The organism is Vibrio sp. 1562 (assembly GCF_033340155.1).
Taxonomy (GTDB): Bacteria; Pseudomonadota; Gammaproteobacteria; order Enterobacterales; family Vibrionaceae; genus Vibrio; species Vibrio alginolyticus.
Map to the genome: position 1 here is coordinate 1 of NZ_JAWOVY010000021.1, position 13,356 is coordinate 13,356.

Below are 13,356 nucleotides of genomic sequence, written 5' to 3' on the forward strand. Positions count from 1 at the left end.
GCTCGACTTGCATGTGTTAGGCCTGCCGCCAGCGTTCAATCTGAGCCATGATCAAACTCTTCAATTTAAGATTTTGTCGGCTCAATGAATACTGAACATTCCTTTCGCTAATAAATAGCAGAAGTAATGTTTGAATTGACTGTGCTCTTATTGGTTTTTACTTTTGAAAAAGTAAAACAAAACAGCTCAAGGCTGCTTCCCAATTCGAATGGTCACTTCGTTTCATTGAAACCTAATTTGATACCGCTTTCCGTTAAGAAAGAAATATCTAATTGGATTATCATCAACGAGTGCCCACACAGATTGATAGGTCTATATTGTTAAAGAGCTTGCTTTGCGAGAAGTTTTTCTCTCAAAGCGGAGGTGCATTCTAGCGATTTAGTTGTTAGTGTCAAACACTTTTTTAAACTAATTTTTTGTAGAAGCTTTTTACCTCTTCGACCCTGCTGAAGCCTTGTGACGTCTGCCGTGTCGATGGATGCGCATTATAGGGAGAAGATTTTCTTTGGCAATACTAAAAATGCATTTTTTCTAAAAAAACATGCCAAATGGATACTTTCCATCCAACCCCAAAATTACCCAGAAATAACACTCAGGATTTATACAATTTACCCACAAAAAGCTGTGGATAACTACTCATCGCTATCAAAGAAATAAGAAATACGCGAACGCGGATTTAGATACTCTTTTACTTTATCCGGTAATTTTGACGGATGAATCGCGTTAACTATCTTTATATCTTTTGACGCAAGATCAATGATTGGCGCTTGCGTCCTTGGTACTGATGGATCGTAAACCAAGACATTCGGGAATAATAAATGCGATGCATTCACTGAGATAACCAGGCCGACCATATTATTAGAAAGCTGAACTACGGTACCCGGAGGAAACACGCCCATAAACTTAATTAGGATGTTCAGGTTCTCTTCTTTATATAGGTGTTTACAGTTCTTATATAAATGAGAGAGTGCGGTATAAGGAATCTTTTGGTCTGAGACTATCGGGGTATGACACAAGTTATCAAACGCATTGGCTACAGCAATAATTTGAGCAAACTCGTTGATCTCATCTCCTTTCAGGCCTTTAGGATAACCAGACCCATCTCTTAGCTCATGGTGCTGCGCGATCACAATTCTCGCGACTTCGGGAAAAGCCTCGATTTGACTCGCAAGATCGACGCCATATTTAGTGTGCAACTTTAAGTAGTTGGTTTCTGGCTCTGTTAGAGGTAGTTGCTTTCTTAATATTGCAGTCGGGATTTTTATTTTCCCGATATCATGGAATAGTGCGGAGAAGGAAAGCTCTTTCAACTGTGCTGCTGAGTACCCTTTAGCACGGCCAATCATCATCGAGATAACAGCCACGTTCAATGAGTGGAAATAAATATCTTCAAACTCATTTTTTCCGTTCATCAGATGTAACGTAACATTATCATCGCACATTAACTTCTCGACGATATCTTCAATAAGAAGCTTTGCTTCATCAACTGCTGCTGTCGGACGGTTACGGATTTTAGTCATGACTGAACGCATACGTGCCAGAGAGCGCTCAAACTCTTTTTCACACTGAATCACGCGTCGACGGTATGCACTTAACTTCTCTATGCGGTTCTGTTTTTCTTGCCACATTTTTTGAGTTTCATGATCTAACGACGCTTCATTTGTTACTCTGTCAGCTTGTCTTTGATCAACAGGGAGTGGAACGGCATCGCTTTGCTCTGGATTAAAGTAAACGAACTTTACGCCGAGGTGGCGGATCATCTCGACTTGCTCTTGGTCTTTAATCTTAAAGCTATTGAGTAGAAAGGGGTGATCGTTCCACTTTAGCGGAAGACGGATATGTAGTCCGGGTTGAATACGATCGACCGTTAGTTTAATGGCTGCCACTTATTCACTACTGATTTATATTTCTTAAGAGAGTTAGAATACTAGTAAATTTTGTGAATAAATTCATCAGTAACTATCAAAACATCAAACCGTTATTTCTAAGCGACTCACTTAATTAGATAGAAGTAAGCTACTTTAAGGAGCGATCTGCTTTGCGTATTTTAAGCTTGGCCTCGAACACTGGCTTGTCTATTACTTCTTGATCTTTGACTAGTCCCATTAACGTTTGTACCGCTACACGGGCCATGTCACTGATAGGAAAGTGCACTGCTGATACTGTAGGGTAAAGACTTTCACAAAGATCAACACTGTCAAAGCTAGTTAATGAGATTTGCTCTGGTACAGAAATACTGTGCTCGTGTAAGTACTGCATTGCGCCAACCGTCATTTCTTCACTGCACGAAAAGACAGCCGTCACATCAGGGTGTCGTTGTAAAATTGCAGCCATTGCATCATAACCACTTTGCCGGCCATAATTCCCTTCTTCACACCAGCTTTCATCAATATCTATACCAGCATCCTTCATTGCATCAATATACCCAAGCTTTCTCAATACACTGTTATGACGTTGGGATGGACCGGCAATACAAGCAATCTTTCGATGAGCACCAGCTAAAAGGTGCTCAACGGCAATACGACTTGCATGATGATGGTTAAAGGTAACACAACGCTCTTCTATTCCTTCCACGTAGCGATCCAGGAGAACGAAAGGTGTTGGCTGTTTAGCTAGTTCACGTAAGTCATCATCTGACAAATAACGACTATGAAGTACATAGCCGTCACAACGTAAATCATTAAAACGCTGAATTGCCTCTTTTTCACCTTGTGCAGAATGATGGCCTTGAGCTGTAATCAAAAACTTCTTATGAATATCCAGCTCGGTCTGAACCTGCTCCATCATCTCGCCAAAGAAGCCCCCCGTATAGTAAGTCACCAATAACCCAACCATATTACTGGATGAGGTTGCGAGTGAACGAGCAATTGCACTAGGACGATAATTCAATTGCGCCATAGCTTGCTCTACTTTTTTTCGAGTTTCCTCGCGAAATTTCCCCTCTCCATTAATAATTCGAGAAACGGTAGAGCGATTTACACCGGCGAGTTCGGCTACATCTTTAATCCTGGCCATAATGCTATTGGGTCCAACTGCAATTGTTATTAAATATTCGTTTGTGTAGAACGGCTGCCAGCAATTCGTAAGGTGCTATAGGGGGCGAAGCTGGCAGCCTTTAATCATACACCGACCATTTGATTGGTAGAAACAAGCTCAGAGTAATCCGTGACAGTTATACCATGATGAGCTAACTGTTCTTTTAAAATGGGAGAGGTAAGAACTTGTAACTCTAGCTCTCGCTGAAGCACATAGCCACTCTTTAAGATAAGCGCCTGATCGGCCTCTGCCGGGTGGCACATCACCTCAACCAAGTCATAGTCAGCTTTTAAGCTCAATAGATGTGCCATTAAGCCATCCAAGCTCACTTTTTGATCATAAAACTCATCAGTAAAGATATACCTGATTGTCATCGATTCTTGACACAAGCCAGTGCCCCGCAGTGGCACTCGGTATTCATTCGCTACTTCTTTAATAACGGGCAAAATTTGAGGGTGAGTATGCGCGTGATGATGGCTATCTAAGTGGCTTAGCTCTAACCCAAGCGATAAAAAATGTTCCACCTGAGCTTTTGCTTCATCATAAACGACCTGAGTTTCGAAGTCCTGCTTACTCCAAAGTTCGTCATAGTTGATAAAGTGCGCTCGGCCGTTAGTCAAGTTACGATGCTTCGTTATAGGCACACCTGCTGTAAACCTAAGATGAACGCCAACTTTCAAGTCTGGATTATGGCGAGCTAGTTCTAAGGCATGTTGCTCAGCATCCATACCCACCATCATGGTGGTTGAATGAACCACACCTTGCCGATGAGCTTTAACGATGCCGTTATTTACACCTCTCGTTAAACCAAAATCATCAGCATTAAAAATGACTTTCATCGGCGCCCTTCCTTAGTCTTACAACGTCGTTAGTTTAAATTGAGGTAAATACGGAGCGTTCACCGCCAGAATATCATCCAGGATTGACTTGGCGCGGCCAATGTCAGGCACCAATGGGTTATTGGTTAATGCCATAAGCGCCTTGTCATAATTACCTTCGACAGCAGCTTCTATTGTTAGCTGCTCATACGCTTTAACTTGATAGAGTAATCCTTTGATATTGTTTGACAACTCGCCAACCGCAAGAGGTTTCGCCCCCCAGCTACCAATCACCGCACTACATTCAATCACAGCATCGTCAGGTAGGCCGTTGATCGCTCCATTATTTAAAACGTTAACAACATGAATACTATTACGATTGTTATAAATTGAATCAACTAGGTTCAGTGATGCATCAGAATAATAAGCACCACCCCGCTCCTCTAACTCTTTCGGCTTATGATCGAGGGTAGGATCTTGATAGAGCTTAAATAGCGCATTTTCTGTTTCCATTACCTGCTCAGCACGAGTGCCTTTTTCATCGGCACTTTGTTTCTCTTCAGCAAGCATGGCATCAGTTTGGTAGAAGTAGCGATGATAAGGACATGGTATCGCCCCCAGTGCTTTTAGAAATGCAGGATCCCACGGCTCTTCCCAGATATTCTTCATACTGAAGTTGGCACCATCACCGACTTTCTCTAATACCGTTTGAGTAATATCTTCCCCATTGAGCCATGCTTTGTGTACCCACACGAGATGGTTTAACCCAGCAAACTCAAGTTGTAGCTCTTTTGGCTCGCACTCCATCATTTCTGCAATCATCATTTCCATTGAAACGGGCACATTGCATAAACCAATACTCTTTACTTTGGTGTACTTACTGACCGCTTCGGAAACTAAACCCGCTGGGTTGGTGAAATTGAGCATCCATGCGTTTGGAGCCAACTCTTCAATGTCTTTACAGATATCAAGAATGACCGGAATGGTTCGCAGTGCTTTAGCAAAACCACCAGGGCCCGTTGTTTCTTGGCCGATGACGTCGTACTTGATTGGGATTCGCTCATCGTTAGCGCGTGCAGCAAGGCCACCAACACGAAACTGCGTCATCACAAAATCCGCATCTTTTATCGCAGCACGGCGATCGAAACTGGCTTTTATCTCAATTTTTGCTCCGGCTTTATCGACCATTCGCTGAGCCAATCCTTTGATGATCTCAAGCTTCTCAGCTCCTGACTCAATGTCCACAAAATGAATCTTCCTAACGGGTAAATATTCTAAGCGCTTAATAACCCCTTCAACCAATTCCGGGGTATAGCTACTACCACCGCCAATAATGGCAAGTTTGATCGCCTCTCTAGACATTTTCATCCCCCTTTATTTGTTCGAGATTTTTTTGTTCAGTGCGACGATTTCTACAGCCATCTCTTGAGCCAAAATCGTAGTCATTAGGTGATCTTGAGCATGCACCATCACTAACGTCATCGGGACTTTCCCTTCTCCCTGATCTTCTTCAATAAGCTGAGTCTGTATTAAGTGGGCTTTATTAATGCACTCTCTTGCTTGAGAGAGCTTCTCATCAGCCGCTTCAAAATCTTGTTCTCGAGATAAACGCAATGCCTCGTAGCTTAAACTTCTGGCTTCACCAGCATTGCAAATGATCTCCATTACAACCAATTCTTGTTCCATCATTTTCTCTCCGAAAATCGGGCCGCGGTAATTGCGGCCCATTAAGCACAGTTAAGCAGTAACGCCTTCGCCTGACGGCTGCGTGTCACCTTTAGTTTCCTTCGTCGTTGGTAGTTCTTGCTCCAACATTTGCTTCTCAAACATTTTGAAGAATGGGAAGTAGATGATTAGATCAAGAATTAATAAACCAATGACGAGCAATACTGGCGCAAAGGTCCAACCGCTACCCCACGAAGCACCTATCAGTGCCGGTGTTGTCCAAGGTGTTGTAGCGACACCCATACCCACAAAGCCGACATGCACAGCAAAATACGCAATCGTAGCGTTGATGACTGGAGCGAAGACGAACGGGATAAACAAGGTCGGGTTCATCACAACTGGGCTACCGAAGATCACTGGTTCGTTGATTTGGAAAAAGCCAGGCACCGCACTCATTCGACCAATGCTCTTAAGGTGAACAGAACGGCTAAACGACATCAGCATAACAAGAGCAAGTGTTGCACCAGAGCCGCCAATAAAGATGTAAAAATCCCAGAACGGTTGAGTAAATACGTTTGGAATCGGTTCACCTGCAACAAAGGCTTCAATGTTGGCACCAATGTTGGTCAAAAAGATTGGAGAAAGCAGTCCAACAACAATTGCAGCACCATGAATACCCGCAAACCAAAGCAGCTGGCAAAGCAATAAAGCGCCAATAATGGCAGGCAATGAGTTAGACGCACTAATTAGCGGTTTAAAGATAGCCATAACAGCATCTGGAATCAGCATGTCGTACTGGGTTTGTACGAAAAGGCTAAGTGGATATAAGGTAATGAATATCGCTAAGACTGGTAGCAATACTTCAAATGATCGCGCAATCGCCGGTGGCACCTGCTCTGGCATGCGAATCGTAATATTGTGCTTTTTCATAAAACGGTAGAGCTCCACCGAGAAAAATGCACACATCACTGCGGTGAAGATCCCGGTTCCGCCCATGTGAGACATAGACAAAGCGCCATCTTTAGCTGGGGCCGCTATGAGTAAAAAAGACATTAGTGACAATACAGCACTCGTGATCCCATCCATCTTGTAAGCCTTCGCTAAACTATAAGCAACGCCCAGCGAAACAAAAATGGTCATGATCCCCATCGACATGTTGTAGGGCATCATTATGGTATCAAAATGTGTAGTGGCGAAATCGAGCCAAATTCGACCAAAAGTAAAGGTTGTATCTTCGGCAAATGGGGGGAATGCAAAAATCAAAATGAAACTACCAACAATAATAAACGGCATTGCGACAATAAAACCGTCTCTCATTGCGCGAACATGGGGCTGATTCCCCACTTTAGCTGCTATAGGGGCTATATGCTTTTCGACTGCGCCTATAATTGCGTCATAAAGCTTCATAGAATCCATCCTTATTTTAGGCAAAAGAATCCCGCATCAAATATTTATATTTGATGTACAGTTATCTTTTTTAATTTAAAACTATGGTTTAGTTAATTAATTCTAATGCTTGCTCTAGTACTTCCTCTCCCTTCATCATTCCATAATGCTGAGGAGAAATCGCGTCAATGTTTTTACCATGCTCTTGCGCCGTTTTTCTTAGCTCTTCTAGCTGAAAACGTACTTGAGGCCCGAGAAGACAAACATCGTACTCTTTAATTGCATCTTCAAATGCATTCACTGACATCGCATCAATTTTGCATTCAATTCCTTTATTTTCAGCAGCTTGCTCCATTTTCTTAACAAGCATACTGGTTGACATCCCTGCGCTACAGCATAAAAGGATCTTTTTCATAGCCTTACTCCCGTTGTGTAAATTTCAACCTGCAAAAACTGTAGCAAAAATAACCAAGACAAAAAAGCGCAACCGGTTGCATTATTCGTGAACACAATCCCAATTTAGAAAATACCACCTATTTTTTTATAATTATTTAGGTCTAGGATAAAAGTCATAAAATAATTTAAGACATCACATTAAGTTTCAAATTATCAATATTTTACTACTGACAACGTCGTTATTAATTTCTTAAAAGGAATAGAGAATGAAATTTAATAAATTGGCTATTGCAACGCTTGTAAGTGCCGCACTATCACAACACTCATTTGCTCAAACCGACTCTAAAGGCACAATTTATCTAACGTTTGATGATGGCCCAATCAATGCATCTATTGACGTTATTCAAGTACTTAACCAGGAAGATATCAAAGCGACGTTTTACTTTAATGCTTGGCATTTAGATGGAATTGGTGATGAGAATGAAGACCGTTCCCTAGAAGCCTTAAAGCTCACATTAGACACTGGTCATATTGTTGCGAACCACAGTTACGATCACATGGTGCACAACTGCGTGGATGAGTTTGGACCGAACAGTGCTGCGGAGTGTAATGCGACCGGGGACCACCAGCTTAACTCGTATCAAGACCCTGTTTACGATGCCTCAATGTTTACGGAAAACTTATCTGTGTTAGCAAAGTATTTGCCGAACATTACAAGCTACCCGAACTACAAGGCAACAGAGTTTGCTAGACTGCCCTACACCAACGGTTGGCGCGTGACGAAAGACTTCAAAGCAGATGGGTTATGTGCCACGTCTGATGACCTGAAACCTTGGGAACCAGGATATGTATGCGATACATCCAACCCATCCAACAGTGTAAAAGCAGCTATCGAGGTTCAAAATATCCTAGCGAATAACGGCTATCAAACTCACGGTTGGGATGTGGACTGGGCACCCGAAAATTGGGGCATTGAAATGCCAGCAAACAGCCTTACAGAAGCAGAAGCATTTCTTGGATATGTGGATTCCGCGTTAAACACTTGTGCACCAACAACGATTAACCCGATCAACTCCAAAGCTCAAGAGTTCCCATGTGGTACACCTTTACACGCCGATAAAGTTATCGTATTAACTCACGAGTTCCTATTTGAAGATGGTAAGCGTGGCATGGGTGCAACGCAAAACCTACCTAAGCTCGCTAAGTTTATACAGTTAGCAAAACAAGCGGGTTATGACTTCGACACAATGGATAACTACACACCGAACTGGCAAGTTGGTCATAACTACGACGCTGGCGATTACGTCTTACACCTAGGTACTGTATACCAGGCTGTAACAAACCATACTGCGCAACAAGATTGGGCACCATCTCCAACCTCTAGCCTTTGGACAAATGCAGACCCAGCCACTAACTGGACTCAGAATGTTTCCTATAAACAAGGTGATGTGGTGACTTATCAAGGTTTGCGTTATCTAGTTGATGTACCGCACGTGTCCCAAGCAGACTGGACTCCGAACACTCAGAATACCTTGTTCACAGCTCTATAGGCTGTTCTTACTATCACCATGTAGTAGTTTGCGCGAGGCATACCCCTCGCGCTTTTTTGTTTTGAAGATCCAGATACAACAAAGCCCCGACTTTCATCGAGGCTCTGTCTTAAAATATGGTACCGGTGGACGGAGTTGATTGGACTGGCATTCCTGCCGCCACCGCGAAGGCAACGCTAACTTTCTTTTGATATTTACGAACACCTAAAACGACGAAAGGCCGCTATAAAAGCGACCTTTCTAATATGGTACCGGTGGGCGGACTTGAACCGCCACGCCCGAAGGCAACGGATTTTGAATCCGTCGTGTATACCAATTTCACCACACCGGCATCTTTGGGCTATTGCCCTTTGATGGTTGGCATTATACGTAAGCTTTTGACCTGCGCAAGCAGAAATACCTTAAATAACTATCGTTTGCTGATAATTTCGCCACAAAGTGTGACAAAGCTGTACTCATAAGAAACGTACGCTCCATTTTCTACTACTCTTCCAGATGAAAATGAGTATACGAAACTCTTTTTAAGTTCTATTCACTGTAATATCAGAAACATAACCATTCCCAATGCTCGACAACGCATTATGGAGCATCTCTGCGGCATCTTCTGCTTGCATGAAGTGACTCGTGTCCATCGTATTGCCACTTGTTTTCCAGAATTCCGTATCCATTCCACCAGGATAAACCGCGATAATTTTCATAGGTTTTCCTTTTAGCTCCAAACGAACCGACTCAATTAATCCTTTGATGGCCCATTTCACTGCACAATACGTAGACTCTTGCGCTTTAGGTTGTTGCGCGGCTGTGGACATGATCATGACCACTTTTATTGGATGATCTTTGTAACGCTTTACTAACTCTCTTAGCACATGAATCGCAGAATTCAGGTTGTTATCAATCAACTTTTGAATCTCTTTCGGCTCCTGCTCTTCCAGTAAGCCAAAATAACCACTTCCCGCACTATGAATGACCATTTCAGGGGACTGTTTCACCCCATCAAAGAGCTGTTTCACATTTTGGTGCAATGAGAGGTTGCAAGCTTGATAACCAACGTTATGAGAGAGTTGTTTTGCTAGTGCGGATAGTTTTTCTGTATTTCTTCCTATTACATACGTCTCTTTGCCTTCCGCATCATAACGCTTTGCTAGTTCCGCCCCTAAGCCGCTACTTGCACCTGTAATTACAATCATGCGCTACCTCTTTTCAATCACATACTTTTAATTCATCTATCAATTAAGGTAACAGAATCGTGGTAATTCACACCTCAAGAGCACCATTCTTTGAAGCAAGCAGCTTTCTTACTTTCGTGATGCATGAAATATCAAGCAGAACGACGGGCATTTAACCTATGCTTAAGCAAGAATAACTTTCTGAATTTTCTATCGACTTTCTAGTGAGAACTGAATAGGAGCAAAGAATGACTGGGTCAAAATGGCAGTGGTTACTGAAACAGATGACACGAAAACTGTGGGTCCGGACGTCACTCTACGCATTACTAGCTGTTGCTACCGCCTTAATGTCGATTGTTTTAAACCAGTTCATTACTCTGCCCCCTGTCATCAACGTCAGCAAGGATTTGTTGAACAACATATTAAATATCCTCGCAACCTCCATGCTTGCAGTGACTACATTCTCTCTCAATATTATGGTCTCAGCGTACAGTGCCGCTAGTGCAGGGGTAACGCCGCGAGCGACAAAACTGTTGATGGAAGACAGCACAACACAAAATGCCTTAGCAACCTTTCTTGGCTCTTTTCTATTTAGTTTGGTAGGAATTATCGCGCTAGGTATTGGGGCCTATCATCAACAAGCACAAATTTATCTATTCATCGTGACTATCGCCGTAATCGTGATGATCATACTCACTCTGCTACGTTGGATTCAGCACCTTTCCGTACTAGGAAGGGTCAGTGAAACCACTTCATACGTAGAGCAAGCCTTGTTAGATGCGATAAGAAAACGGGGCAAAGAGCGCTGGCTAGGTGCTCACCCATGGAGCCACCCAGAGCATAAGCCCAGAGGAAGTAAACCTATTTTGAGCCAAGAAATTGGCTACTTACAGCATGTTGATATGCATCACCTCGATAGTATTGCTGAAGCAAACCAATGCACCATCTACCTTGAGCGACAACCGGGAAGTTTTGTGTACGTAGGTCAACCATTGGCTTGGGTTTGTGGAGAATTGCCAGACGAAAGCGAAGTAACGGCAGCCTTCACGATTCGAACGGAGCGTTCATATGATCAGGACCCTCGCTTTGGTTTAGTCGTTATGGCGGAAATCGCCTCACGAGCACTATCTCCGGCTGTAAATGATAATGGCACCGCGATTGACGTTCTTGGGCGTTCTGTACGAGCACTTTCATTATGGGGAGACCTACTCAGTGAGCCGCCAGCCAAAACTCGATATCCTAGACTATTTGTGCCCGCATTGAGCTACCAGGATTTGTTTGATGATGTCTTTTTGCCGATAGCACACGATGGTGCAGCGCAACTCCAAATACAGATTCGCCTACAAAAGGCCTTGCTAGCTCTCTCTAGTATGCACCCTAAGTTATTTTTGTCACCAGCAATCAAGCTGTCAGAAAAAGCTTTAGAGCTTTCATTAAGCCAACATTATACCGAAGATGAGAAACACCAACTCTCTCAGCTATCTAATCTGGTCACAGACCAAAAAGCCAATGGTTAAGAGAGTCGAATTCAGTTGAAACATATTGCTGCACGGCCTCGTGTATCATGACATGTGCTGATAACGTAGGGCAGAAAAGTCTCTTCGTTTATACACAATTAAAGACTCTGTGCGTTAGGTCTCTTTTCTCTTGGTGAGGGAATCTATATTCTGACGCACAATTTTTAAGGTAAGTGATGGAATAATGACAACGTCTACAACTCTTCCACCTGCAGGTCTCTTTCGTCGACTTGCAGCGTTGATTTACGACACATTGATTATTATCGCAATTGAAATGATGGCCGCTGGTATTGTTATGGCCGTTGTGTTTGCACTAAATGCAGCAGGATTGTTGAGCTATGGCGAGTACGCTGATGCCGCAGATATGCTCGGAAAGCACCCTGCATTGAGCCCTCTATTTACACTTTATCTTGCGGGTGTGTGGATATATTTCTTTGTGTTCTTCTGGACGCGAGCAGGACAAACTCTTGGGATGCGCGCTTGGAAGCTTCGAGTTCGCAATGCCAAAGACGGTGCACCAATTACGGTAACTCAAGCTCTAATTCGTATTTCGACATCTGGCTTTGGCTTGGCAAATCTGACTGTACCGATTGATCCGAAGAAACGTGGTTTCCACGACATTTGGGCCAAAACAGAGGTTGTTGTATTACCGAAGGCAAACTAACTTGTCTAGGAACACAAAAAAGGAAGGCGTAATGCCTTCCTTTTACATTTGGTTCGGTAAAACTTGGTTTATTCGATGATGCTTCAGTTATAGCTTTCTTCGTAGCAGTGCAATCGCAATAGCTAAGAACACCAAACTCGGGGCCAAAGCACCAAACACTGGGGATATGCCATACACCAAGCTTAATGGGCCAAAGAACTCACTGGATATGTAAAAAGTAAACCCGGCAACCACGCCCGACAATACCCTTGCCCCCATGGTCACGCTTCTGAGTGGACCGAAAACAAAAGATAGCGCCATTAACATCATCACAGCAATTGAAAGCGGCTGAGTCAACTTACGCCAAAACGCCAACTCATAGCGAGATGCATCTTGTTCCGATGCTTTTAGGTAAGTCACATAATCATACAAACCGCTCAGTGACAGTTCTTCTGGCTTCACGGTCACCACAGCTAGCTTATCTGGTGCCAAAGAGGTGTGCCACTCCATCTGTTCGATGTCTTGCTTTGAAATTACGTTTTCATTTTCCATGTCCGTAATTTGTACGTAACGCATCAGCCAGTTGTTATCTTGTTGGTAGTCGACTTCTTCGGCGAAAATAACTTTTTGTAGATTCTTATCATCATCAAAACGCCACATATTTAAAGCATAAAGTTTGTCGTCTTCGACTTTACCGATAAAGATAAAGTCGTTTGCATCACGAGCCCACACACCTGAGCGCACAGACACAATGCTACCACCTGATATCGCAAACGCACGTAAGTCACGGGCCATCTTCTGGGCCTCAGGAGCGCCCCATTGACCTAACGCCATAACAACAATCATGAGCGGGACGGCCGTTTTGAGTACCGATAACCCGATATCCAGCTTAGAGAAACCAGCAGCTTGCATCACCACAAGCTCAGAGCTTGAAGCCAACATACCTAAGCCGATCAGGGCACCGAGTAATGCCGCCATTGGAAAGAACATTTCGATATCACGCGGCACACTGAGTAACACAAAGTACAACGCATGAGTGAGGTCGTACACACCTCGCCCAACTTTACGTAGCTGTTCTACATATTTGATGATGCCCGATAAGCCAACAAACGTCGCTAAAACCAAGGCAGTGGTAGAGATGATGGTTCTACCGATGTAAAGGTCTAATATTTTGAACAC

The 13,356-nt window shown here is 43.3% G+C and carries 12 protein-coding genes, 1 tRNA gene and 1 rRNA gene; 3 read left to right on the top strand and 11 right to left on the bottom strand.

What is annotated here, in order from left to right; all coding sequences use genetic code 11:
* The 8 genes from R7Z49_RS18440 to R7Z49_RS18475 form a co-directional block, all read right to left on the bottom strand.
* Positions 1–67: ribosomal RNA gene (locus tag R7Z49_RS18440) — 16S ribosomal RNA — on the bottom strand; the annotation flags it as partial.
* 565 nt (positions 68–632) lie between these two features.
* Positions 633–1,886, bottom strand: coding sequence for an HD-GYP domain-containing protein (locus R7Z49_RS18445; RefSeq protein ID WP_005381029.1), 1,254 nt, complete (start codon positions 1,884–1,886; stop codon positions 633–635).
* 130 nt (positions 1,887–2,016) lie between these two features.
* Positions 2,017–3,015, bottom strand: a complete 999-nt coding sequence (locus R7Z49_RS18450) for a LacI family DNA-binding transcriptional regulator (RefSeq protein WP_053303320.1) — start codon at positions 3,013–3,015, stop codon at positions 2,017–2,019.
* 104 nt (positions 3,016–3,119) lie between these two features.
* On the bottom strand, positions 3,120–3,875 hold the full coding sequence (gene chbG / locus R7Z49_RS18455) for a chitin disaccharide deacetylase (RefSeq protein WP_053303321.1): 756 nt from the start codon (positions 3,873–3,875) through the stop codon (positions 3,120–3,122).
* Between the two features lie 18 nt (positions 3,876–3,893).
* On the bottom strand, positions 3,894–5,216 hold the full coding sequence (locus R7Z49_RS18460) for a 6-phospho-beta-glucosidase (protein ID WP_053303322.1): 1,323 nt from the start codon (positions 5,214–5,216) through the stop codon (positions 3,894–3,896).
* A 12-nt stretch (positions 5,217–5,228) separates the two neighbouring features.
* Entirely contained in the window at positions 5,229–5,540 is a 312-nt protein-coding gene (locus R7Z49_RS18465; RefSeq protein WP_031777269.1) for a PTS lactose/cellobiose transporter subunit IIA, read from the bottom strand.
* A gap of 51 nt (positions 5,541–5,591) precedes the next feature.
* Positions 5,592–6,926, bottom strand: a complete 1,335-nt coding sequence (locus R7Z49_RS18470) for a PTS sugar transporter subunit IIC (RefSeq protein ID WP_005381064.1) — start codon at positions 6,924–6,926, stop codon at positions 5,592–5,594.
* 88 nt (positions 6,927–7,014) lie between these two features.
* Positions 7,015–7,320: a PTS sugar transporter subunit IIB gene (locus R7Z49_RS18475; RefSeq protein ID WP_025767645.1), complete on the bottom strand. Its 306-nt coding sequence runs from the start codon at positions 7,318–7,320 to the stop codon at positions 7,015–7,017.
* Between the two features lie 247 nt (positions 7,321–7,567).
* Between R7Z49_RS18475 and R7Z49_RS18480 the strand changes: the two genes are divergently transcribed.
* Positions 7,568–8,851: a carbohydrate-binding protein gene (locus R7Z49_RS18480; protein WP_053303443.1), complete on the top strand. Its 1,284-nt coding sequence runs from the start codon at positions 7,568–7,570 to the stop codon at positions 8,849–8,851.
* A 246-nt stretch (positions 8,852–9,097) separates the two neighbouring features.
* Here R7Z49_RS18480 and R7Z49_RS18485 read toward each other — a convergent pair.
* Positions 9,098–9,182, bottom strand: a tRNA-Leu gene (locus R7Z49_RS18485).
* A 190-nt stretch (positions 9,183–9,372) separates the two neighbouring features.
* Positions 9,373–10,038 (bottom strand): SDR family NAD(P)-dependent oxidoreductase, encoded by a 666-nt coding sequence (locus R7Z49_RS18490; protein ID WP_053303444.1) that lies wholly within the window; start codon positions 10,036–10,038, stop codon positions 9,373–9,375.
* 227 nt (positions 10,039–10,265) lie between these two features.
* On the opposite strand from R7Z49_RS18490, the gene R7Z49_RS18495 reads away from it, so the two are divergent.
* Both R7Z49_RS18495 and R7Z49_RS18500 read left to right on the top strand, forming a co-directional pair.
* Positions 10,266–11,534 (top strand): DUF2254 domain-containing protein, encoded by a 1,269-nt coding sequence (locus R7Z49_RS18495; protein ID WP_318111912.1) that lies wholly within the window; start codon positions 10,266–10,268, stop codon positions 11,532–11,534.
* Between the two features lie 184 nt (positions 11,535–11,718).
* Positions 11,719–12,198, top strand: a complete 480-nt coding sequence (locus R7Z49_RS18500; RefSeq protein ID WP_318111913.1) for an RDD family protein — start codon at positions 11,719–11,721, stop codon at positions 12,196–12,198.
* An 87-nt stretch (positions 12,199–12,285) separates the two neighbouring features.
* Here R7Z49_RS18500 and lptG read toward each other — a convergent pair whose 3' ends face one another.
* Positions 12,286–13,356 (bottom strand): LPS export ABC transporter permease LptG, encoded by a 1,071-nt coding sequence (gene lptG, locus R7Z49_RS18505; RefSeq protein WP_005381071.1) that lies wholly within the window; start codon positions 13,354–13,356, stop codon positions 12,286–12,288.

Bases quoted from the DNA above. Each gene is read 5' to 3' on its own strand.
- R7Z49_RS18490 (WP_053303444.1), bottom strand. From the start codon at position 10,038: ATGATTGTAATTACAGGTGCAAGTAGCGGCTTAGGGGCGGAACTAGCA.
- R7Z49_RS18470 (WP_005381064.1), bottom strand. From the start codon at position 6,926: ATGAAGCTTTATGACGCAATTATAGGCGCAGTCGAAAAGCATATAGCC.
- chbG (WP_053303321.1), bottom strand. From the start codon at position 3,875: ATGAAAGTCATTTTTAATGCTGATGATTTTGGTTTAACGAGAGGTGTA.
- R7Z49_RS18500 (WP_318111913.1), top strand. From the start codon at position 11,719: ATGACAACGTCTACAACTCTTCCACCTGCAGGTCTCTTTCGTCGACTT.
- R7Z49_RS18495 (WP_318111912.1), top strand. From the start codon at position 10,266: ATGACTGGGTCAAAATGGCAGTGGTTACTGAAACAGATGACACGAAAA.
- R7Z49_RS18450 (WP_053303320.1), bottom strand. From the start codon at position 3,015: ATGGCCAGGATTAAAGATGTAGCCGAACTCGCCGGTGTAAATCGCTCT.
- R7Z49_RS18460 (WP_053303322.1), bottom strand. From the start codon at position 5,216: ATGTCTAGAGAGGCGATCAAACTTGCCATTATTGGCGGTGGTAGTAGC.
- R7Z49_RS18480 (WP_053303443.1), top strand. From the start codon at position 7,568: ATGAAATTTAATAAATTGGCTATTGCAACGCTTGTAAGTGCCGCACTA.
- R7Z49_RS18465 (WP_031777269.1), bottom strand. From the start codon at position 5,540: ATGGAACAAGAATTGGTTGTAATGGAGATCATTTGCAATGCTGGTGAA.
- R7Z49_RS18475 (WP_025767645.1), bottom strand. From the start codon at position 7,320: ATGAAAAAGATCCTTTTATGCTGTAGCGCAGGGATGTCAACCAGTATG.